The sequence below is a fragment of the Desertihabitans brevis genome (assembly GCF_003327535.1).
Taxonomy (GTDB): domain Bacteria; phylum Actinomycetota; class Actinomycetes; order Propionibacteriales; family Propionibacteriaceae; genus Desertihabitans; species Desertihabitans brevis.
Genome location: NZ_QOUI01000008.1, coordinates 23,705 through 44,285 on the forward strand (window position 1 = coordinate 23,705; position 20,581 = coordinate 44,285).

General features: G+C 72.7%; 20 protein-coding genes. 12 read left to right on the forward strand and 8 right to left on the reverse strand.

Features of this window, described 5'->3' with window-relative positions; translation table 11 throughout:
• The first annotated feature begins 249 nt into the window (after nt 1-249).
• The 8 genes from DT076_RS13185 to DT076_RS13220 all read left to right on the forward strand — a co-directional run bounded on the left by DT076_RS13185 (nt 250) and on the right by DT076_RS13220 (nt 9,438).
• Nucleotides 250-1,569 carry an ABC transporter substrate-binding protein gene (locus DT076_RS13185; protein WP_114127162.1) on the forward strand — a complete coding sequence of 440 codons (1,320 nt, stop codon included), beginning with the start codon at nt 250-252 and terminating at the stop codon, nt 1,567-1,569.
• A 49-nt stretch (nt 1,570-1,618) separates the two neighbouring features.
• Entirely contained in the window at nt 1,619-2,581 is a 963-nt protein-coding gene (locus DT076_RS13190; protein ID WP_114127163.1) for a carbohydrate ABC transporter permease, read from the forward strand.
• On the forward strand, nt 2,578-3,474 hold the full coding sequence (locus DT076_RS13195) for a carbohydrate ABC transporter permease (protein ID WP_114127164.1): 897 nt from the start codon (nt 2,578-2,580) through the stop codon (nt 3,472-3,474). The genes DT076_RS13190 and DT076_RS13195 overlap by 4 nt, the downstream gene beginning before the upstream one ends.
• Complete coding sequence (locus DT076_RS13200; protein ID WP_114127165.1) at nt 3,471-5,507, forward strand: GMC oxidoreductase; 2,037 nt, start codon at nt 3,471-3,473, stop codon at nt 5,505-5,507. Before DT076_RS13195 ends, DT076_RS13200 begins: the two co-directional genes overlap by 4 nt.
• Nucleotides 5,508-5,548: 41 nt before the next feature.
• Nucleotides 5,549-6,427: a TIGR01777 family oxidoreductase gene (locus tag DT076_RS13205; protein ID WP_114127166.1), complete on the forward strand. Its 879-nt coding sequence runs from the start codon at nt 5,549-5,551 to the stop codon at nt 6,425-6,427.
• Nucleotides 6,428-6,489: 62 nt separating this feature from the next.
• Complete coding sequence (guaB, locus tag DT076_RS13210; protein WP_233493950.1) at nt 6,490-8,016, forward strand: IMP dehydrogenase; 1,527 nt, start codon at nt 6,490-6,492, stop codon at nt 8,014-8,016.
• A gap of 13 nt (nt 8,017-8,029) precedes the next feature.
• Entirely contained in the window at nt 8,030-9,133 is a 1,104-nt protein-coding gene (locus tag DT076_RS13215; protein ID WP_114127167.1) for a GuaB3 family IMP dehydrogenase-related protein, read from the forward strand.
• Complete coding sequence (locus DT076_RS13220; RefSeq protein ID WP_267896827.1) at nt 9,130-9,438, forward strand: chorismate mutase; 309 nt, start codon at nt 9,130-9,132, stop codon at nt 9,436-9,438. Before DT076_RS13215 ends, DT076_RS13220 begins: the two co-directional genes overlap by 4 nt.
• A gap of 452 nt (nt 9,439-9,890) precedes the next feature.
• Here DT076_RS13220 and epsC read toward each other — a convergent pair whose 3' ends face one another.
• From epsC to DT076_RS13235, 3 genes are all read right to left on the reverse strand, one after another.
• On the reverse strand, nt 9,891-10,508 hold the full coding sequence (gene epsC / locus DT076_RS13225; protein ID WP_114127297.1) for a serine O-acetyltransferase EpsC: 618 nt from the start codon (nt 10,506-10,508) through the stop codon (nt 9,891-9,893).
• A gap of 56 nt (nt 10,509-10,564) precedes the next feature.
• A complete protein-coding gene (gene cysK, locus DT076_RS13230) occupies nt 10,565-11,494 on the reverse strand; it encodes a cysteine synthase A (protein ID WP_114127168.1) in 930 nt (309 codons plus the stop codon).
• Nucleotides 11,495-11,589: 95 nt separating this feature from the next.
• Nucleotides 11,590-12,318, reverse strand: coding sequence for an aminoglycoside phosphotransferase family protein (locus DT076_RS13235; RefSeq protein WP_199539178.1), 729 nt, complete (start codon nt 12,316-12,318; stop codon nt 11,590-11,592).
• Between the two features lie 219 nt (nt 12,319-12,537).
• On the opposite strand from DT076_RS13235, the gene guaA reads away from it, so the two are divergent.
• On the forward strand, nt 12,538-14,094 hold the full coding sequence (gene guaA / locus DT076_RS13240; RefSeq protein WP_114127169.1) for a glutamine-hydrolyzing GMP synthase: 1,557 nt from the start codon (nt 12,538-12,540) through the stop codon (nt 14,092-14,094).
• A gap of 112 nt (nt 14,095-14,206) precedes the next feature.
• On the opposite strand, the gene DT076_RS13245 is transcribed toward guaA, so the two are convergent.
• Genes DT076_RS13245 through DT076_RS13255 form a run of 3 tightly spaced genes read right to left on the reverse strand, consistent with a single transcriptional unit; the run spans nt 14,207 to nt 16,200 of the window.
• Complete coding sequence (locus DT076_RS13245) at nt 14,207-14,509, reverse strand: PspC domain-containing protein (RefSeq protein ID WP_114127170.1); 303 nt, start codon at nt 14,507-14,509, stop codon at nt 14,207-14,209.
• A gap of 24 nt (nt 14,510-14,533) precedes the next feature.
• A complete protein-coding gene (locus tag DT076_RS13250; protein ID WP_114127171.1) occupies nt 14,534-14,746 on the reverse strand; it encodes a hypothetical protein in 213 nt (70 codons plus the stop codon).
• Nucleotides 14,743-16,200 (reverse strand): PspC domain-containing protein, encoded by a 1,458-nt coding sequence (locus tag DT076_RS13255; RefSeq protein ID WP_158548132.1) that lies wholly within the window; start codon nt 16,198-16,200, stop codon nt 14,743-14,745. The genes DT076_RS13250 and DT076_RS13255 overlap by 4 nt, the downstream gene beginning before the upstream one ends.
• Nucleotides 16,201-16,366: 166 nt before the next feature.
• On the opposite strand from DT076_RS13255, the gene DT076_RS13260 reads away from it, so the two are divergent.
• Together DT076_RS13260 and DT076_RS13265 are read left to right on the forward strand one after the other, a co-directional pair.
• Nucleotides 16,367-17,719: a PspC domain-containing protein gene (locus DT076_RS13260; RefSeq protein ID WP_114127173.1), complete on the forward strand. Its 1,353-nt coding sequence runs from the start codon at nt 16,367-16,369 to the stop codon at nt 17,717-17,719.
• Nucleotides 17,716-18,498 carry a response regulator gene (locus DT076_RS13265; RefSeq protein ID WP_114127174.1) on the forward strand — a complete coding sequence of 261 codons (783 nt, stop codon included), beginning with the start codon at nt 17,716-17,718 and terminating at the stop codon, nt 18,496-18,498. The genes DT076_RS13260 and DT076_RS13265 overlap by 4 nt, the downstream gene beginning before the upstream one ends.
• A 59-nt stretch (nt 18,499-18,557) precedes the next feature.
• On the opposite strand, the gene DT076_RS13270 is transcribed toward DT076_RS13265, so the two are convergent.
• Nucleotides 18,558-18,830, reverse strand: coding sequence for a GlsB/YeaQ/YmgE family stress response membrane protein (locus tag DT076_RS13270; RefSeq protein ID WP_114127175.1), 273 nt, complete (start codon nt 18,828-18,830; stop codon nt 18,558-18,560).
• Nucleotides 18,831-18,958: 128 nt separating this feature from the next.
• Here DT076_RS13270 and DT076_RS13275 point away from each other — a divergent pair, with 128 nt between their 5' ends.
• Nucleotides 18,959-19,309, forward strand: a complete 351-nt coding sequence (locus DT076_RS13275) for a hypothetical protein (protein ID WP_233493951.1) — start codon at nt 18,959-18,961, stop codon at nt 19,307-19,309.
• A gap of 18 nt (nt 19,310-19,327) precedes the next feature.
• Here DT076_RS13275 and DT076_RS13280 read toward each other — a convergent pair whose 3' ends face one another.
• Entirely contained in the window at nt 19,328-20,563 is a 1,236-nt protein-coding gene (locus DT076_RS13280) for a phospholipase D-like domain-containing protein (protein ID WP_114127177.1), read from the reverse strand.
• Nucleotides 20,564-20,581: the final 18 nt, after the last annotated feature.

The following is a 20,581-nucleotide window of genomic DNA, read 5'->3' on the forward strand; positions in this document are numbered from 1 at the left end:
ACACCCGGGGCCCCGTCCGCACCACGCGGACGGGGCCCTTGTCATGTCCGTTGACGACCCGGGAGCCCAAGGTCACGGATTTGTTGCGCTTCCCCCCATTTGTGTTGACGGGGGCACGGAGCATGACGCACCATCGATCCGTCTCGCCCCGTCCGGGGACGGCGCGGCGAGGGGCCCCCGCGGCTCGCGGGGACGACAACGAAGTCGAGGGTGGGCCGTGTGCCGATCCCTCCGGGTGGAGGAGACGTCATGGGAAGCAACGGGCGCATGGAGCTGAGCCGGCGCAGTCTGCTGGGCGCCGCTGGAGGTCTGTCGGCCGCCGGGATGCTGGCGGCATGCGGCGGCGGCGGTGGGGCCGGTGGTGGCGGCGGTAGCGAACCGATCGCGTTCTGGAACATGCCGTGGGGTGGCGACCAGTTCAACCCCACCGACGAGGAGATCGTCACCGCCTACCAGCCGCCCGAGGGTCTGCCGCCGGCGACCTACCAGACCGTGCAGTGGGCGAACTTCACCCAGACGTTCTCCTCCGCGGTGGCCTCCCAGACCGGGCCCGCGGTGAGCTCCGGCGGCGGCACCCAGGCCTTCCTGTTCGAGAACCAGGGGGCGATCGCCTACGCCGACGACCTGCTGGAGTCCTGGCGCGGTAACGGGCTCTACGACGACTTCCTGCCCGGGCTGATCGACGCCATGCGCACCGACAACGGCTACGCCGCGGTGCCCTACAACCTCGACATGCGGGTGCTCTGGGTCAACCCCACCCTGCTCGAGGAGGCCGGGACCGAGGCGCCGACGGACTGGCAGTCCTTCCTGGACGCCTGCGAGGCGCTCAAGCAGATCGACGTCTACGGCTACGGCGACGGGTCCGGTTCGGGCCGGTTCACCGGCGGCCACATCCTGGTCAGCTGGATGATCGGCAACGGCGGCGGCCTGTTCAACGCCGACCAGCAGCCCGAATGCGTCACCCCGGCCAACATCGAGGCGATGGAGTTCGTGCTGGAGTGCGTGGCCAAGGGCTACGTCGACCCGGCCGCGGCCACCTACACCAGCGACAACGTGCAGGAGCAGTGGCGGGCCCGCCGCTTCGGGATGGGCTTCGACGGTGGTGGCCTGGCGGCCAACATCGGTGGCGAGGTCGGCGACGAGATCGTCGTCAACTCCCCGCTCACCAGCCCGGCCGGCACGCAGGGCATGCTCTACTTCCCGAACAACATCATGATGTACCAGGACACCCCCAGCCAGGAGGGCTCGGAGGCGTTCCTCACGTACTACTACCAGAACATGTCCCGCCTCTGGACCGAGAACACCGGCATCGGGCTGCCGCCGCTGAGGTCGATCGCCGAGACGCCGGAGTTCCAGGAGAACCCGAACAACGTCAAGATCATCGAGGAGTACCAGCCGATCGCCAAGACGTGGGCGGCTCCCGGCGGCTCGGCGCTGTTCCAGGGCGTGACCAGCGTGGACGCCACGCCGATCATCGACACCTTCACCCAGCAGATCCTCACCGGCGCCACCGACGCCCGGTCGGCGCTGGAGCAGCTGCAGCGGGGTATCGAGGACACCATCAACTGAGGCCGGGTCCCGCCCAGCCTGTCCCGTCCCACTCAGAGAAGAGACACCGATGACCGACCTCGCCATCGGCGAGCGCGTGCGCCGGGCCCGCCGGGGGGTCGCCCCCGGCGGGTCCGGCCGGCAGCGGCCGCAGACCGGGCGGAGAGGGCCGAGCGCCCGCACCCTGACGATGCTGCTGCTGGTGCTGCCGTCCGTGCTCCTGATCGCCCTGCTCAACCTCTACCCGGTGCTGTACGGCAGCCTGCAGTCGGTCCGGGACGGCACCCTGATCTCCGAGGGAGACTTCGTCGGGCTGGAGAACTTCGCCGACGTGCTGACCTCGCCCGGTTTCTGGGCCGCGGCCCGGTTCACGCTGATCTTCACCCTCGTCGGTGTGTTCGGCAGCTGGGCGGTCGGCCTCGCGCTGGCGATGCTGCTGCGCACGAGGATCCCCGGTGGCAGGGCCTTCAAGGTGCTGCTGCTGCTGCCGTGGGTGGTGCCGGTGGTCGTCACCTCCACCTCATGGAACTGGCTGGTCGCCACCCCGCAGAGCCCGCTGCCCATCCTCGGTGAGCTGCTCGGGCTGGGCCGGGTGCTGTTCCTGGCCGACCCCCTGCTGGCCTCGATCACGGTCTGCGTGTTCAAGGTCTGGATCAGCTTCCCGTTCATGATGATGATGATGTCGGCCTCGCTGGCCGCGGTGGACGAGAACGTCTACGAGGCCGGACGGGTGGACGGGGCCAACCGGCGCCAGCTGTTCACCCAGCTCACGCTGCCGCTGATCTCGCGGTCCACCTACATCAGCTGGATCCTCATGACGATCTTCTGCGTGAACGACTTCCCGACGATCTTCCTGCTCACCGGCGGCGGCCCCGTCAACACCACCACCTCGCTGGTGGTGCTCTCCTACCGCACGACCTTCGCGCAGTACCAGACCGGTCCGGGCACGGCCATCGCGCTGCTGATGACCGCCACCCTGGTCATCGTGTCGGTGGTGCTCTACCGCCAGATCCGGAAGGTGGACATCGCATGAGCGGCTCCGCACCGAACGCCCCGGCGGCCCTGGCGCCGCGGCAGCTCTCCACCGAGCAGAAGGGGCCCCGGCGGCGCACCGTCGACCACGGTGCCCGCGGGCAGTGGTGGCGCTTCCTGCTGATGGCCGTCATCACGGGCGTGGTGCTGGTGCCGATCGTCTCGGTGCTGTGGCTCTCGCTGCGGCCCGGGCTGGGCAGCTCGGCCGTCGGTCCCACGCTGGAGAACTTCCAGATCGTCTTCAGCCGGACCCAGGTGGTGACCTGGCTCGGGAACAGCCTGCTCACCGCGCTGGTGACGGTGGCCATCGCCGTGATCGTGGCGGCCCCGGCCGGCTACGTGCTCTCCCGCGGGCGGAACAAGCTGGTCTCGGGCTACTCGCTGCTGCTCTTCGTGGTGCAGTCGGTGCCGATCGTCATCTCGGTCATCCCGCTGTTCATCCTGTTCGCCCAGCTCCAGCTGGTCGACACGCTGACCGGCATCACCATCATCTACGTCGGCTCCACGATGTCGGTGGCGATCTGGATGATGACGGCCTACTACGACTCGATCCCGGTCGCGCTGGAGGAGGCCGCCTGGATCGACGGGGCCTCGGTGTTCGGCGGCTTCGCCCGGATCGTGCTGCGCAACTCCCTGCCCGGGGTGCTGTCGACGGCGATCTTCTGCTTCCTGCTGGCCTGGAACGACTACCTGGTGGCCCTGGTGTTCCTGCGGTCCAGCGGCAACTTCACCCTCCCGGTGGGTCTGCAGACCTTCTTCCAGCAGAACACGACGAACTGGGGCCCGGTGATGGCGGTCGCGGTGATCATGATGCTGCCGCCGGTGATCGTGTTCGCCGTCCTCAACCGCTACTTCAGCGTGGGGGGCATCGGCGGCTCGCTGGCCGGGCGATGACGGGCCCGGACACGGGGCCGTGCCAGGCGCTGCGGGCGGCGGTCGACCGGATCATCCCGGCCGACGAGTGGCCCGGAGGCTGGGACGGGGGCGTCGGGGACTACCTCGCCGCCCCCGGGCCCGACCTGGACTGGGCCCGTCCGCTGCTGGACTCGCTGGCGGACCGGCTGGAGGAGGCCGGCTTCGTCGATCTCGACGACGCCGCCCGCGACGGTCTGCTGCTGGCCTGGGAGCGCGACCCCGACGTCGCCGGCGAGCTGGCGGCGCTGCGTCGGGTCTGCTGGGAGGGCTACTACGCCGCCCGGCACGGGGCCCGTCCGGCCGGGCTGGAGATGATCGGCTTCTCCCCGGTGCCACCAGGGGTGGAGCCGGTCGAACCCGCGCCGCTGTCCACCGTGGCGGTCCGCGACGTCCGCCGCGGCTACGACGCCGTGGTCATCGGGTCCGGACCGGGCGGCGGGTCGGTGGCCCGCTCGCTGTCGGCCGCGGGCAAGCACGTCCTGCTGGTCGAACGCGCACCGGCCCGGTCCAACACCCAGCTGCGCGGGGACCACCTGCACGGCAAGCGCAACGCCGTCTACGCCCCCTCCGCCGGCCCCGGGCCCGGGCACCCGCGCGTGCTCGAGGACGCCGACGGCGCGGTGACGGTGGACGGCGACGGCAACGGCTGGCGCTACGGGCTCAACGCCATGCTGCTCGGCGGCGGCACCCGGATCTGGCAGGGGATGGCCTGGCGGTTCATGCCCGAGGACTTCGCGATGGCCTCCACCTACGGCAACCCCGACGGGGCCTCGCTGGCGGACTGGCCGGTGGGCTACGACGAGATGGAGCCCTACTACACCCGTGCCGAGGCCGAGCTCGGGGTCGCCGGCGAGGAGGGGGCGCTCACCACCCGCACCCGCCGCACCGGTGGCTACCCGATGCCGGCGATGGGCACCGAGCCGGCGCGGGAGTGGCTGGCGGCGGGCGCGGAGCGGCTGGGCTGGGGCTGGGGCCCGATCCCGCTGGCGATCAACAGCGTCGAGCACGAGGGACGTCCCGCGTGCGTGCGCTGCCCGCAGTGCGTGGGTCACGCCTGCCCGGTGGACGCCAAGAACGGCTCCCACAACACGGTGGTGCCGCGGGCGCTGGCCACCGGCCGCTGCGAGCTGCTGATGGACACCGAGGCGGTCGAGGTGGTCGACGCCGCCGGTGGCGCCCGGGTACGGCTGCTGGCCGGCGCCTCCGGCCCCGATCCGGTCGAGCTGGAGGTCGGCGCGCCGGTGGTGGTGGTCTCGGCCGGGGCGGTGGAGACCCCGCGGCTGCTGCTGGCCAGCGGGCTCGGCAACGACCACCTGGGCCGGCACCTGCACGACCACCGCTTCGTCACCGTGCTGGGTGAGGTGGACCGTCCGCTCAAGGACTACCGGGGTCCGGGTCACAGCATCGCCACCCGCGACCACGAGCACGCCGCCACCATCGGCTGGGGCGGTGGCGTCATCGTCGACCTGATGGGGATCCTGCCGCTCACCCAGGCCACCGAGCCGACCGCCCCCGGGGTGCCGGCGTGGGGTCTGGGTCACAAGCGGTGGATGCGGGAGGGCCGGCGCACCGTGTTCGGGGTGTTCGGCATCGGCCAGGAAGTCCCCCTGCCGTCCTCGCGGGTGCGCCTGGACGCCAGCGTGCGCGACCGCTGGGGACGTCCGGCGGCCCGGCTGCGCAAGGACACCCACCCGGCCTCGCTCGAGGTGGAGACCGGGATGGCCGAGGTCGGCGTCCGCTGGATGCAGGCCTCGGGCGCGACGACCGTCCGACGGCACCGGGGCAGCGCGACCGCCTCGGCGGCCGGGGAGCACTCCAGCGGCACCGCCCGGATGGGGGAGGACCCGCGGCACTCGGCCACCGGACCGGACGGCCGGCTGCACGGCACCCGGCACGTCTACGTCGCCGACGCCTCGCTGCACCCGACCAACGGCAGCGTCAACCCCACGCTGACGATCATGGCCAACGCCTTCCGGGTGGCCGACCGGATCCTGGCGGACTGGCCCGGCTGAGGCCCCGCTGCGGCGCTTCGGGTGCGTGCCAGGATGGAGGAGTGCGCATCGCGGTCGGTGGCAGCTCGGGTCTGATCGGTCAGGCGCTCGTGCGTGCGCTGCGGCACCGCGGGGACGAGGTCGTCCGCCTGGTGCGCCGTCCGCCGCGCGAACCCGATGAGCGGGAGTGGGACCCCGGGGCCGGGGCGATCAGCGCGGCCGGCCTGACCGACGTCGACGCCGTGGTCAACCTCGCCGGGGCCGGCATCGCCGACCGGCGCTGGAACGCCGCCCGCCGGCAGCTGCTGCTGACCAGCCGGCTGGAGACGACGCGCACGGTCGTCTCCGCGCTCGCCGACTCCGACCGCTGCCGGGTGTTCCTGTCCGGCTCCGCGGTCGGCTTCTACGGCGACCGGGGCGAGGACGAGCTCACCGAGGCCGACCAGCAGGGAGAGGGTTTCCTGGCCGACCTGGTCGGGCGCTGGGAGGACGCCTCCCGCACCGACGACGCCCGGGTGGTGCAGCTGCGCACCGGGATCGTGCTCGCCGCCGAGGGCGGCATGCTGGACCGCCAGCTCCCGCTGTTCCGGTTCGGTGCGGGCGGCCGGCTCGGCGACGGGCGGCAGTGGATGCCGTGGATCAGCCTGCGCGACACCGTCGCCGCCCAGCTGCACCTCCTCGAGGCCGACCTCAGCGGCCCGGTCAACCTCACCGGCCCCCAGCCGGTCCGCAACGCCGACTTCACCGCCGCGCTCGGGTCGGTGGTGCACCGGCCCACGCTGGTACCGACGCCGACCGTCGGGCTCGACCTGGTGCTCGGCCCGCAGCTGGTGCGGGAGGCCCTGTTCGCCAGCCAGCGGGTGCTGCCGGCACGGCTGGTGGAGAGCGGCTTCACCCACCTCGACACCGATCTGACCGCGACCCTGCGCACACTGGTCTGAGCGTGCGGAGGCCTCCGCGGACCGCACTAGGATGGGGGCTCCGCGAACTGAAGAGGTGACCCGTGTCGATCCTTCCCGGTGACCTGACCGCCGCTGGCGTCCCGCAGCCCTTCGCCGCCCTGGGCCTGACCTTCGACGACGTCCTGCTGCAACCCAACGAGACCGACGTCATCCCCAGCGAGGTCGACACGTCCTCCCAGCTGTCGCGCCGGATCCGGGTGGGGATCCCGCTGCTGTCCTCGGCGATGGACACCGTGACCGAGGCCCGGATGGCCGTCGCGATGGCCCGCCAGGGCGGGATGGGCATCCTGCACCGCAACCTGTCCATCGAGGACCAGGCCCACCAGGTCGACCTGGTGAAGCGCTCGGAGGCGGGGATGGTCGACGAGCCGATCACCATCTCGCCGGAGGCCACCCTGGCCGAGGCCGACGAGCTGTGCGGGCAGTTCCGCATCTCCGGGGTGCCGGTGGTGGACGCCGAACGCACGCTGCTCGGCATCATCACCAACCGCGACATGCGCTTCGAGACCGATCCGCACCGCCGCGTCGGCGAGGTGATGACGAAGATGCCGCTGGTCACCGGCAGCACCGGGATCAAGCCCGACGAGGCGCTCGCGCTGCTGGCGGCGAACAAGATCGAGAAGCTGCCGCTGGTCGACGACGCCGGTCGGCTCACCGGGCTGATCACGCTGAAGGACTACGTGAAGTCCGACCAGTTCCCCAACGCCTGCAAGGACCCGCAGGGCCGGCTGCGCGTGGGCGCGGCGGTGGGCTTCTTCGGTGACGCCTGGGAGCGGGCGATGTCGCTGGTCGAGGAGGGTGTGGACGCGCTGGTCGTCGACACCGCCAACGGCCACGCCCGCGGGGTGATCGACCTGATCAAGCGGCTCAAGAACGACCCGGCCGCCGCCGACGTCGACATCATCGGCGGCAACGTGGCGACCGAGGCCGGGGCGCGGGCCCTGGTCGAGGCCGGCGCGGACGCCGTCAAGGTCGGCGTGGGCCCCGGCTCGATCTGCACCACCCGCGTGGTCGCCGGTGTCGGCGTCCCGCAGGTGACCGCCATCCACAGCGCGGCCCAGGCCTGCCGCGAGGCGGGCGTCCCGGTGATCGGCGATGGCGGCCTGCAGTACTCCGGCGACATCGCCAAGGCGCTGGTGGCCGGCGCGGACACCGTGATGCTCGGTTCGCTGCTGGCCGGCTGCGACGAGAGCCCGGGCGAGCTCGTCTTCATCAACGGCAAGCAGTTCAAGTCCTACCGCGGGATGGGCTCGCTGGGCGCGATGGCCTCCCGCGGGCGGAAGGCGTCCTACTCCAAGGACCGCTACTTCCAGAGCGACGTCACCGCCGACGACAAGCTCGTGCCGGAGGGCATCGAGGGCCAGGTGCCCTACCGCGGCCCGCTCGGCGCGGTCGCCTACCAGCTGGTCGGCGGACTGCGGCAGGCGATGTTCTACACCGGCTCCCACACCGTCGCCGAGCTCAAGCGCCGTGGACGTTTCGTCCGGATCACCTCGGCGGGTCTGCGAGAATCGCACCCGCACGACATCCAGATGACGGTCGAGGCCCCCAACTACGCGGGCTCCTGACACGGGAGAGCAGATGATCGAGATCGGCCGGAGCAAGCGCGCCCAGCGGGCCTACTCCCTCGACGACGTGGCGATCGTCCCCTCACGCCGCACCCGGGGCGCGGAGCAGGTGAGCCTGAGCTGGCGGATCGACGCGCTGACCGTCGAGTTCCCGATGATGGCCGCGCCCATGGACTCGGTGATGTCGCCGGCGACCGCGATCACCATGGGCCGTCTCGGCGGGCTCGGCGTGCTCAACCTCGAGGGGCTGTGGACGCGCTACGACGACCCGCAGCCGCTGCTGGACGAGCTGGCCCAGATCGTCGACGCCCGCACCGCCACGCGGCGGATGCAGGAGATCTACGCCGAGCCGATCAAGCCCGAGCTGATCACCGCCCGGATGGCCGAGATCCGGGCGGCCGGGGTGCCGGTGGCCGGGGCGCTGTCCCCGCAGCACGCCGCCGAGCACGCCCGCACGGTGGAGAGCGCCGGGGTCGACTTCTTCGTCATCCGCGGCACGACGGTCTCGGCCGAGCACGTGTCGGAGGACCGCGAGCCGCTCAACCTCAAGCAGTTCATCTACGACCTGGACGTGCCGGTGATCGTCGGCGGCGTGGCCACCTACCAGGCCGCGCTGCACCTGATGCGCACCGGTGCGGCGGGCGTGCTGGTCGGGTTCGGCGGCGGCGCCGCGCACACCACCCGGCAGGTGCTGGGGATCGCGGTGCCGATGGCCTCGGCCATCGCCGACGTCGCCGAGGCCCGCCGGGACTACCTGGACGAGTCGGGTGGCCGCTACGTGCACGTCATCGCCGACGGCGGTGTGGGCCGCTCGGGCGACATCGCCAAGGCGATCGCCTGCGGGGCGGACGCGGTGATGATCGGCTCGCCGCTGGCCCGTGCCACGGACGCGCCGGGGCAGGGCTACCACTGGGGGGCCGAGGCCTGGCACGGCTCGCTGCCGCGGGGGGAGCGCGTCGCCTTCGAGCAGGTCGGCCCGCTGGAGGAGATCCTGCTCGGACCGTCGCGGCGTCCCGACGGCACGATGAACCTCGTCGGTGCGCTGCGCCGCGCGATGGCCACCACCGGCTACACGGAGGTGAAGGAGTTCCAGCGCGTCGAGGTGGTCCTCTCGTGACCGCCCCGGACCCCGTGACCGAGGAGCTGCTGCGGCTGCGGGCCAGCATCGACAACATGGACGCCGCGCTCATCCACCTGCTGGCCGAGCGGTTCAAGGTGACCCAGCGGGTCGGCGAGCTCAAGGCCGCCCACGGCCTCGCCCCAGCCGACCCCGACCGCGAGGCCCGTCAGATCGCCCGCCTGCGTGCGCTCGCCGTGGACGCCCGGCTCGACCCCGAGTTCGCCGAGAAGTTCCTCAACTTCGTCGTCGCCGAGGTCATCCGCCACCACGAGGCCATCGCCTCCGACACCGCCACCGCCTGAGGACGCCCGCCTTCTGCAGGACGGCCACCTGGCCGCGCTCCGCGCCGTGGTGCGTTCGGGCCGCCGCCGCGCGCTGTGGACCGCTCCGATCGGGCGACCGTCGCGCTGGGCCTCGTGCTCACGCCTGAGTACCGGCCCGAGCGGGCGCCGCTCGCGGGCGGGAGGGGCCTGACGTCCAACGTCGCGTCAGTGCGGTCTTCGCGCTCGGACGGCGTCCAGCTGCTGAGGGCCGCGTCCAGCGGGCGGTGATCGCGTTCCCGCGGCCGCGAGGACGTGAAGGCTGCCTCGAGCGGGCGGTGCTCAGGTCCGAACGGGACACCCCCACGGCTCGCGCCGGTTCGAGGGTGAGAGGGCGCTCTGGGAGTCGCCGTATCACCTCGGACCGCGAGGGGAGAGGCCAGCTGCTGCGGCCCGGGTCGGCGAGACACCGCGGACCTGACGGAGGGCGAGCCTCAGATGTGCCACTCCGGTTCCTGCGCGGCCTCGGCCGGGGTGCGTTCCCGGGCGGGGACGCCGACCACGGTCGCGCCGGCCCGCACGTTGCGGGTGACGACCGCGTTCGAGCCGACCTTGGCCCCCCGGCCGACCACCACCGGGCCGAGGATGGAGGCGCCGGCGCCGACCATCACCCCGTCCTCCAGGGTGGGGTGGCGCTTGCCGCGGGCCATCGGCGAGCGCCCGCCCAGGGTGACACCGTGGTAGAACATCACGTCGTCGCCGATCTCAGCCGTCTCCCCGATCACCACCCCGGTGCCGTGGTCGATGAAGAAGCGCCGCCCGATGGTGGCCCCGGGGTGGATCTCGACCCCGGTCGCGGCCCGGGCCAGCTGGGAGACGAGCCGCGCGGCCAGCGGGTGCCGGCGCCGCCAGAGCAGGGCCGAGAGCCGGTGCGCCCAGATGGCGTGCATCGTCGAGTACGCCAGCGTCACCTCGGCCCGGTTGCGGGCCGCGGGGTCGTGGCGCAGGGCGTTGTCGGCGTCCTCCTGCCAACGCCGCCAGGCCCGGGACAGCAGCGCGAGCGCTGCCCCGGGCCGGGGGCGTGGTCCGTCGGGACCGGTGCGGGTCACCATGGTCGAGCCGGGTGCGCTGAGGACCGTCACCAGACGCCTCAGCAGCGCAGGCCTCATCAGCTCATCAGGTCGGCGTACAGGATCGTCGACAGGTAGCGCTCGCCGTAGGAGGGGACGACCACGACGATCGTCTTGCCGGCGTTCTCGGGGCGCTGGGCCACCGCGATCGCCGAGGCCAGCGCGGCACCGGAGGAGATGCCGGCGAGGATGCCCTCCTCGACGCCAGCGCGACGGGCCCACTTGACCGCGGTCTCGGCGTTCTGCGGGATGACCTCGTCGATGACCGAGCGGTCGAGGATGTCGGGCACGAAGTTGGCGCCGATGCCCTGGATCTTGTGGGGGCCGGGCTGGCCGCCGGACAGGATCGGGGACTCCTCGGGCTCGACGGCCACGATCTTCAGCTCGGGCTTGCGCTCCTTGAGCACCTGGCCGACGCCGGTCAGGGTGCCGCCGGTGCCGACGCCGCCGACCACGAAGTCGACCGTGCCGTCGGTGTCGTTCCAGATCTCCTCGGCCGTGGTGCGCCGGTGCACCTCGACGTTGGCGGGGTTGGCGAACTGGCGGGCGAGCACGGCGCCACGCTCGGCGGCGATCTGCTCGGCGCGGGCGACAGCGCCCTTCATGCCCTCCGAACCCGGGGTCAGCACCAGCTCGGCGCCGTAGGCGCGCAGCAGCGTCTTGCGCTCGGCCGACATGGTCTCGGGCATGCAGAGCACGACCTTGTAGCCCTTGGCGGCGCCGACCATGGCCAGCGCGATGCCGGTGTTGCCCGAGGTGCCCTCGACGATGGTGCCGCCCGGCTGCAGCTCGCCGGACGCCGCGGCGGCCTCGATGATGGCCACACCGATCCGGTCCTTCACGCTGTGCGCGGGGTTCACGAACTCGATCTTGGCCAGGACGGTGGCCTGGGCGCCGTCGGTGATCCGGTTGAGGCGCACGAGCGGGGTGCCTCCGACGATCTGGGTGACATCATCATGGATTCGCATGGCAGAAGAACACCGGACGTCGGCGCGCGGATTCCTCCAGCCGGACGATGTCTCACATCATGGACCAGTTTCCCGGCCGGTGAACTAGGGAACGGTCAGCCGGCGAAGAGGTCGAGCAGCCGCCGGCACCGCACCGGGTCGGTGGTCAGCCCGCGCTCGAGCCCCCACAGCAGGTAGGACATCGAGCGCACCACCACCCAGGCGGTCGCCCGGTCGCGGGGCACCCCGGCCACCGACACGGCCACGTCGAAGGCCTGTCGGACGTCCCGGTCCTCGGGCAGCTCGTCCAGCCGGGTCCACAGCACCCGCGCGAGGTCGTGCTCCCGGTCGCCGCGCAGCAGCACCGGGTCGACCACGAGCCACGGCTCACGACCGCCGCGCAGCACCTGCTCGGAGTGCAGGTCGGCGTCGACGGCTGCGGTGCCCGGGTCGGTCGCCGCCAGCTCACGGGCCGCAGCCACCGCCCGATCCAGCTGCGCGGACGGGGTCGGACGTCCGGCGTCCTCCCAGCGCCGGCGGAAGGACGACGCCTCCGCGCCGGCGACCTCGGCGGTCGAGCGCACCCGCTGCGGCGCCGGCACCGCGAGCCGGACCATCAGCGTGGCCAGCACCTCCACGGCCCGTCCGACCGGTTCGCGGGCGAGGGTGTGGTCGCCGTCCAGCCGCTCGAGCAGCGTGGCGCCGTCGGCGACGTCGACGTCGAGCAGCCGGACGGTGCCGCGGCCGTCCCACAGCCGCAGCGCCTCGGCCTCGCCGGCGACGTCGTCGCCGGGCGGTGACATCCGCAGCGCGAGCTCATCCAGGCCCCGGCGCACCGGCACCACGAGCGCGTTCGACCCGTGCCAGGGCGTCCGTCGGCCGTGAGCCCCCAGGCACGCAGCCGGTCCTCGACCAGGGCCGGCAGCCGGGTCAGCCAGGCGCGACCCGCGGTGTCGTGCCACCAGCGGGGCATCGCGAGCAGGGTGGCCGGGACGTCCACGGGCCGACCCTACGACCGTTGCGACGACGCAGGGACGTGGCAGCGGGCCCTAGACTGGGCGGCCATGAGCGCGCGTGACCACGACCTCGTCCTCGTCGTCGACTTCGGGGCCCAGTACGCCCAGCTGATCGCGCGCCGCGTGCGGGAGGCCAAGGTCTACTCCGAGATCGTCCCGCACACCATGCCGGTGGCCGAGATGGCCGCCCGGCGGCCGACCGCGATCATCCTGTCCGGCGGCCCGCAGTCGGTCTACGCCCCGGGCGCGCCGCAGGTGGACGCCGGCCTGTTCCACCTCGGTGTCCCCGCCTTCGGCATCTGCTACGGCTTCCAGGCGATGACCCAGGCCCTCGGCGGCGAGGTCGCCCACACCGGCCGCAGCGAGTTCGGCCGGACGCCCGCCACGGTGGTCGAGCCCGGCGCGCTGCTGTCGCAGGTCGACCCGGCGATGCGGGTGTGGATGAGCCACGGCGACTCCGTCACCCGCGCCCCGGAGGGGTTCACCGTGCTGGCGACCTCGCCCGGCGCCCCGATCGCCGCCTTCGAGGAGCGGGATCGTGGGTTCGCCGGGGTGCAGTGGCACCCGGAGGTGATGCACACCGAGCACGGCCAGCGCACCCTGGAGCACTTCCTCTTCGACATCGCCGGCTGCCGCCCGGACTGGACCGCCGCCAACATCGTCGAGGAGTCGGTCGCCGCCATCCGCGAGCAGGTCGGCGACAAGGAGGTGCTCTGCGCCCTCTCCGGCGGGGTCGACTCGGCGGTCGCCGCGGCGCTGGTGCAGCGCGCGGTCGGTGACCAGCTGACCTGCGTCTTCGTCGACCACGGGCTGCTGCGCGCCGGGGAGGCCGAGCAGGTCGAGCAGGACTTCGTCGCCGCCACCGGCGTCGACCTGGTGGTGGCCGAGGTGGCCGACCAGTTCCTCGACGCGCTGGCCGGGGTCTCCGACCCCGAGCAGAAGCGCAAGATCATCGGCCGCGAGTTCATCCGCACCTTCGAGGCCGAGACCCGCCGGATCAACGCCGAGCACGACATCGAGTTCCTGGTGCAGGGGACGCTCTACCCCGACGTCGTGGAGTCCGGCGGCGGGGAGGGCGCGGCCAACATCAAGAGCCACCACAACGTCGGCGGTCTGCCCGAGGACCTCCAGTTCACCCTGGTCGAGCCGCTGCGGGCGCTGTTCAAGGACGAGGTCCGTGCGGTCGGGGCCGAGCTGGGGCTGCCCGAGGCGATGGTCTGGCGCCACCCGTTCCCCGGGCCGGGACTGGCCATCCGGATCGTCGGCGAGGTCACCCGCGACCGGCTGGAGATCCTCCGCCGGGCCGACCTGATCGCGCGGGAGGAGACCACCGCCGCAGGGCTCGACCGCGAGATCTGGCAGTTCCCGGTGGTGCTGCTGGCCGACGTCCGCTCCGTCGGCGTGCAGGGCGACGGACGCACCTACGGCCACCCGGTGGTGCTGCGCCCGGTGAGCTCGGAGGACGCGATGACCGCCGACTGGAGCCGGCTGCCGTACGACGTGCTCGAGCGGATCAGCACCCGGATCACCAACGAGGTGCGCGAGGTCAACCGCGTCACCCTCGACATCACCAGCAAGCCCCCGGGCACGATCGAATGGGAGTGAGCGCTCCGCGCTCGGGCGAATGGGAGTGAGCGCTCCGCGCCCGGGCGAATGGGAGTGAGCGCTCCGCGCCCGGGCGAATGGGAGTGAGCGCCTCCCGGTGAGGCCCTCCGGCTCAGCGCAGGTCGTCGGGGTTCCGGAGCGTGGTGTCGGTGGGGTGCTGAGCCGGCGTCCCGAGGGGGTCGGTGGGCTCGAACGGGGCGATCCGGTCGGCGTCCAGCGGTGCCTCGGGGATGACGAAGTGGCCGACGAGGTAGGCGAGCAGGCCGAGCCACACCCCGGTCAGCACGGTGACCGCGGCGAAGGCGACCCGCACCAGGGTGGGATCCATGTTGAGGTACTCGGCCAGGCCTCCGCAGACGCCGGAGACGATCCGCTGGTCGCGGCTGCGGGTGAGCTGACGGGGCGTGGTGGACATCGAGGGGACCTTCCGTGTGGCGGGCTACTGGCGGGACAGGACCAGACCGAGCCCTCCGACGAGGACCAGTCCGACGGGCGCGAGGACGGCGAGGGTGCCCCAGTCGACCGCGAGGCCGAGCGAGGTCCACACCACGAGTGCGGCGACCGGGAGCATGATCAGCCCGAGGATGAGGACGCCGACGTCGACGGAGCGACGCGTCGGCCGGACCGGGACGCGGTCGGTGGGGGCGCTCATCGGGCCACCACCTCCACCGTGCCGGCCTCGGCGAGGGCGCGGATCGTCAGCCGGGGCTCGTCGGTGTCGCCGAAGGTGGCGGTCTGGCGGAGGTCGATGCCCTGGCTCGACCCGGCGGGCGTCCTGATCGTTCCGACATCCACCACGGCCTCCACCTGCACGTGCTGGTCCTCGGGCACGACCAGCCGCACGACACCGGCGTCGACCCGTACCACGTAGCTGCGGTCCTCGGTGACCTCGAGGCCGCTGAGATCGACCTCCACGGTGCCGACCTCCATCCCGTCCGAGGCCGGCAGCTCGGCCAGCGAGTCGTAGCGGTGGGTCGAGGACTGCGACCAGGCCGGGCTCTGGCTGAAGGCCTGGCCGAGTCCGGTCGTCACCGCGGAGATCGCGAGCAGCACGGTGATCGCCGCCAGTCCGCGGAACCGGCCGGTGAAGGCTGCCACCACGCAGGCGACGGCCGCCACCGCGAGCGCCGCGCCGAGGTAGGTGCTGAGGACGATGGGCCAGCCGGTGACCGCGTCCAGGGCGCCGAGGCTGCCGAGCACCACCACCAGGGCCGCCAGCAGCACGCCGAGCAGGACGCGGTTGCCGCGTCGCCGCTGCGGTGCCGGCGGGTCGGCCGGTGGGGGAGCGGTGTACAGCCCGGCCGGGTCGGGGACGCCGAGGTACTGCCGCACCGCGGCGGTGTGGGCCGACAGCGCCTCGGCGCCCTCGGCCGTCGTCACGGGCCGGGCGGGGGAGGGGGCCGGGTCCGCGGGCGACGGGCGGTCCACCGGCGGCACCGGTGCCGGGCCGGGAGCCCGGCCGTGCGGCTGGTCCGCGGCCGGTGCGGCCGACCAGGACGTCCGCGGGCCGGGATGCGACGGCGTCCGGGTCGCCTCGGGGTGGGCTGCGTCGGGGCGGAGGGGCGTGGGCCGGGAGGCGTCCGGCTGCTCGCCGCGGGAGCGGTAGGCGAGCACGGTCTGCTGCCACTCCCGGGCGGCGCTGGTGAAGGCGGTCTCAGGGCCGGCGAAGGGGTCGTGCGAGGCGCCGGGGGTGGGCAGGGCACCCGTCGTCTGCTCCCTGTCCCGTGCCTGGCGCTGCGGCCGGCGGAAGCCGAAGTACCAGACGGCGACCACCACGACCGCGGGCATCAGCCCGAGCGGGGCGACCGAGCCGACGCTGAACGCCACCGCCACGGTGACGATGATCACCGCGGCCAGCCAGAACTCCCGGCTCTGCCGGGCCAGACCGGGGGCGTAGCGCTGCACCGGCGACTCCTGCTCGTCCTCGCGTGGCAGCAGCGCCCAGGCGAACAGGTAGAGGACGGCGCCGGCACCGGCGCTCAGGGCGAGCAGCACCGCGCCGATCCGCACCACCAGCGGGTCGACGTCCCACCGCGTCGCCAGCGCGCTGCACACGCCGGCGACCTTGCCGTCAGTCGCCCGGCGCAGGCTCCACACGTCCTCCATGGCCCCCATCCTGCGCAGCCGTGCCGCGGCCCACCATCGGGGAAGGCACCCATTCGGGCCCCTCCGGCCCGGTCCGGCACCCGGTCCTCGTCCGGCCGGCCTCAGGGGCGCGCACGGGCTTTCCCGCATGACTGCGGCGCCGCGACGTGTGAGGCTTGACGTCATCATGACCGACCTGCGTCCGCACACCGAAGCGAAGCCGGTGCTGCCCGCCTCCGCCGAGGAGGCGGGGGCCTCCGCGCCGCTGCAGCGGCCGGCCGGTGCGGACGAGGGCGAGGGGCCGAAGAAGGGCCGCCCCCGTGCCTCCCGCCAGCTCGAGGGACGGTGGGTCGGCGGTGTGTGCGCCGGGCTGGCCCAGCACCTCGGCTGGTCGGTGACCGTGCTGCGCTTCGGCTTCATCGCGCTCGCGCTGTCGCAGTTCGTGGGGGTGGTCGTCTACGCGGTGCTGTGGCTGATGCTGCCGCGGGCCGAGGCGAACCTCGCCCCCGGCCTGCAGGCCCACACCCGCCAGGGGTTGCGCAGCGAGACGTCCGCGCGCACCCACCGGGACCGCGGCGTGCTGGTGGCGCTGATCGTGCTCGGCGCCGGGATGGTGTGGTTCTTCCAGGTGACCGGGTTCGGCTTCTCCGGGCAGGTGTTCTGGCCGCTCGCCGTCGCCTGCATCGGGCTCGCCCTGATCTGGCGCCAGGCCGACTCCCCGGCCGAGACCAGCCGCTCCAGGCGCGACGACGCGCACCCGCTGGTGGCGCCCTTCCTGGCCCGTAGCGGGCGGACGGCCGTCCTCCGGCTGGTCATCGGCCTCGCCCTGGTGGCGGTCGCGTTCGGTCTGGTGCTGGCCTCCCAGATCGGGGTCAACCAGATCCCGGCGGTGCTGCTGATGGTGGTGCTGGCGGTGTCTGGCGTCGTGGTGGCGGCCGCGCCGTGGATCTACCGCTCCCGCCAGGCGCTGAGCGAGGCGCGCGAGCAGCGGGTGCGCGCCGACGCCCGCGCCGACATGGCGGCCCACCTGCACGACTCGGTGCTGCAGACGCTGGCCCTGATCCAGCGCCAGGCCGACGACCCCCGCGCCGTGCACTCGCTGGCCCGCCGGCAGGAGCGCGAGCTGCGGGGCTGGCTCTACGGTGAGGAGCTGGACGAGACCACCCTCAAGGCGGCGCTGACCGCGGCCGCGGCCGAGGTCGAGGACGAGCGCGGCGTGCCGGTCGAGGTGGTGATGGTCGGCGACTGCGAGCTCGACACCGACCTGCGTGCGCTGGTGCAGGCCGCCCGCGAGGCGATGGTCAATGCCGCCAAGCACTCCGGTGCGGACCGCATCGACGTGTTCGGCGAGTGCGCCGACGGACTGGTCGAGGTGTTCGTCCGCGACCGGGGCCGGGGCTTCGACCCCGACCAGATCGGCGAGGACAGGATGGGGGTGCGAGGCAGCATCATCGACCGGATGCGCCGTCACGGCGGATCGGCGAGCATCACCTCCGCCCCCGGCGAGGGAACCGAAGTACGACTGGAGAGGCCACGATGACCCAACCACAGCACCCGCGACCCGTCGGCCCCGGCGGTCCCGGCGGTCCCGGCGTCCCGCAGCGACCGGGGACGCCGGTGCCGCCTCCCGCGGCAGCCGGGCGACCGGGCGCCGAGGGTCCCACCGACCCGGGCCGGCGCGGCCCGCTGCGGGTCGTGCTGGTCGACGACCACGCCATGTTCCGCAGCGGGGTGCGTTCCGAGATCGGCCGCACCGTGCAGGTGGTGGGGGAGGGTGAGGACGTGCCGAGCGCCGTCCGCGCCATCCTGCAGACCCGTCCCGACGTGGTCCTGCTCGACGTCCACCTGCCCGGTGGCGGGGGTGTGGAGGTGCTCAAGCAGGTGCACGCGCAGAACCCCGACCAGCGCTTCCTCGCGCTGTCGGTCTCCGACGCCGCCGAGGACGTCATCGGTGTCATCCGCGGCGGCGCGCGCGGCTACGTCACCAAGTCGATCAGCGGCGCGGAGCTGATCGACGCCATCCGCCGGGTCGCCGAGGGCGACGCGGTGTTCTCCCCGCGGCTGGCCGGCTTCGTCCTCGACGCCTTCTCCGGCGCGATCGACATCGCCAGCATCGACGAGGACCTCGACCGGCTCTCCCAGCGCGAGCGGGAGGTGCTGCGACTGATCGCCCGCGGCTACGCCTACAAGGAGGTCGCGCGCGAGCTCTTCATCTCCATCAAGACCGTCGAGACCCACGTCAGCTCGGTGCTGCGCAAGCTGCAGCTGTCGAACCGGCACCAGCTCACCCGCTGGGCCACCGACCGCAAGCTGGTCTGAGCCCGGACGCACGACGGCCCGGTACCACCGTGGTGGTGCCGGGCCGTCGTGCGCTGGGATCAGGCGCGCGCAGAGGAGCGGCGGCTGATGAGGCCCCAGATGACGAGGATGATGAGCGCCCCGACGATCGAGGTGATCACGCCCTGGATGGAGAACACGTCGCTGTAGCTGACGTCGAACAGCAGCCCGCCGAGGAAGCCTCCGAGGAGTGCTCCGACGATGCCGAGGATGATGGTGGCGATCCAGCCGCCTCCCTGCTTACCCGGGAGGATCAGCTTGGCGATCGCGCCGCCGATGAGCCCGATGACGATGTAGGCGATGATGGTTCCCATACCGACACAGTAACCACATGCGTCAGTCCTAAACGAGCAGCGCACCCTGAGAGTTCCCTCAGAGCGGGGTCCGGGCGTCACGGGGCGGAGCGGTGCCCACGCGCGGCCGACTGGCTATCGTTCGCGCCATGACGGCGATGGACTGGGCTCACGACCTCCTGCTGCTGCTCCACCTGGTCGGCTTCGCCGCCCTCTTCGGTGGTGCGTTCGTGCAGCTGCGCGACCGCGAGCCGGTGGTCAACGCCGCCATGCTGCACGGGGCGCTCACCCAGCTCGTCAGCGGGCTCGCGCTGGTCGGGGTGAACGAGGCGGGCGACGTCGACGTCAACCACGTGAAGATCGGCATCAAGCTCGTGGTCACGCTGCTGGTCACCGTGCTGGTGGTGCTCAACCGCCGCTTCGACTCCATCCCCAAGGGGCTCTGGGCGATCATCCTGCTGCTCACCCTGGGCAACGCGGCGCTGGCTGTGCTGTGGTGAGAGCGACCGGCGTCGGGGTCAGAGGAAGCGGCGGTAGGGCCGCAGCACCGTCTCGGAGAACTTCACCATCATCGGCCGGGCCCGCCACTCCGCCAGGGTCAGCTCGGTGCAGTTGCTGAGGTCGATGGTGAAGACCTCCTCCAGCTTGGCCGCCACCTCGGCCGCGGTCAGCTCGAGGTTGATCTCGTAGTTGCCCGCCAGGCTGAGCGCGTCCAGGTTGGCGGTGCCGATGGTCGACCACTGGCCGTCGATGGTGGCGGTCTTGGCGTGCACCATCGCCCCCTGGTAGAGGAACAGCCGCACCCCGCCGGCCAGCAGCTGGGCGTAGTAGCCCCGCGACAACCAGTCGGCGGTGATGTGGTTCGAGGCGGCCGGGACGATGAGCCGGACGTCCACGCCCCGGCTCGTCGCGGCCAGCAGCGCCCGGACGATGTCGTCGTCGGGGACGAAGTAGGCGTGGGTCAGCCAGATGTGGTCGGTGGCCTTGTCGATCGCCTCCAGGTACATCCCGCGGATCGGGTAGTGCGCCCGCCGGGGGATGTTGCGGTGCACCCGCACCGAGCTGTGCCAGGAGCGGGTGGCGACCTCGGGCAGCATCGGGTGCCGGCCCGGCAGCTCGTTCCAGTAGTCGACGAAGGCGTCCTCGAGGTCGGCGACCACCGGCCCGGTCACCCGGGCGTGGGTGTCGCGCCAGTCGGTGGCGTAGAGCGAGCCGATGTTGTAGCCGCCGACCCAGGCCACCTCGGAGTCCACCACCATCAGCTTGTTGTGGTTGCGTCCGAGGTTGCGCGGGTTGAGCCACCCCAGCCCACCCCACACCAGCGGGTGCCGCAGGACGTTGACGTGGCTGGGGAAGGAGAAGAACGGCCGCGGCACCACGAGATTGGCGAACTCGTCGTAGACCAGGCACACCTCCACCCCGCGGTCGGCCGCCTCGACCAGCGCCTTCTTGAACGCCCGTCCGGTGCGGTCGCCCTTCCAGATGAACGTCACCAGGACGATCCGCTTCCGCGCGTTGCGGATGCCCTCCAGCATGTCGTCGTAGAGGTCCTGGCCGTAGGTGAAGACCGTCAGCTCACCGCCGTCGATCGGCACGGTGCTCGGACGCAGCTTCGGGAAGCGGGCGGGGGAGCGGAGCCGCTTGCGCCGGAGGTCGATGACGAACAACGCACCGAGGGTGAGCCCCTGGACGGCCAGCACGCAGGCGAGGACCCTGCTCACCAACCTCCGCAGGGAGATCCGTGGCAGCCGCATGGCGGGAGTCTAGTCAGC

What these genes read in the sequence shown, in the direction of transcription:
- DT076_RS13245 (WP_114127170.1), bottom strand. Translation starts at nt 14,509, where the DNA reads ATGTCCACCACGCCCCGTCAGCTCACCCGCAGCCGCGACCAGCGGATC.
- DT076_RS13275 (WP_233493951.1), top strand. Translation starts at nt 18,959, where the DNA reads ATGACGGCGATGGACTGGGCTCACGACCTCCTGCTGCTGCTCCACCTG.
- DT076_RS13270 (WP_114127175.1), bottom strand. Translation starts at nt 18,830, where the DNA reads ATGGGAACCATCATCGCCTACATCGTCATCGGGCTCATCGGCGGCGCG.
- DT076_RS13250 (WP_114127171.1), bottom strand. Translation starts at nt 14,746, where the DNA reads ATGAGCGCCCCCACCGACCGCGTCCCGGTCCGGCCGACGCGTCGCTCC.
- cysK (WP_114127168.1), bottom strand. Translation starts at nt 11,494, where the DNA reads ATGCGAATCCATGATGATGTCACCCAGATCGTCGGAGGCACCCCGCTC.
- DT076_RS13260 (WP_114127173.1), top strand. Translation starts at nt 16,367, where the DNA reads ATGACCGACCTGCGTCCGCACACCGAAGCGAAGCCGGTGCTGCCCGCC.
- DT076_RS13215 (WP_114127167.1), top strand. Translation starts at nt 8,030, where the DNA reads ATGATCGAGATCGGCCGGAGCAAGCGCGCCCAGCGGGCCTACTCCCTC.
- DT076_RS13280 (WP_114127177.1), bottom strand. Translation starts at nt 20,563, where the DNA reads ATGCGGCTGCCACGGATCTCCCTGCGGAGGTTGGTGAGCAGGGTCCTC.
- DT076_RS13190 (WP_114127163.1), top strand. Translation starts at nt 1,619, where the DNA reads ATGACCGACCTCGCCATCGGCGAGCGCGTGCGCCGGGCCCGCCGGGGG.
- DT076_RS13255 (WP_158548132.1), bottom strand. Translation starts at nt 16,200, where the DNA reads ATGGAGGACGTGTGGAGCCTGCGCCGGGCGACTGACGGCAAGGTCGCC.
- DT076_RS13195 (WP_114127164.1), top strand. Translation starts at nt 2,578, where the DNA reads ATGAGCGGCTCCGCACCGAACGCCCCGGCGGCCCTGGCGCCGCGGCAG.
- DT076_RS13185 (WP_114127162.1), top strand. Translation starts at nt 250, where the DNA reads ATGGGAAGCAACGGGCGCATGGAGCTGAGCCGGCGCAGTCTGCTGGGC.
- epsC (WP_114127297.1), bottom strand. Translation starts at nt 10,508, where the DNA reads ATGGTGACCCGCACCGGTCCCGACGGACCACGCCCCCGGCCCGGGGCA.
- DT076_RS13265 (WP_114127174.1), top strand. Translation starts at nt 17,716, where the DNA reads ATGACCCAACCACAGCACCCGCGACCCGTCGGCCCCGGCGGTCCCGGC.
- guaA (WP_114127169.1), top strand. Translation starts at nt 12,538, where the DNA reads ATGAGCGCGCGTGACCACGACCTCGTCCTCGTCGTCGACTTCGGGGCC.
- DT076_RS13200 (WP_114127165.1), top strand. Translation starts at nt 3,471, where the DNA reads ATGACGGGCCCGGACACGGGGCCGTGCCAGGCGCTGCGGGCGGCGGTC.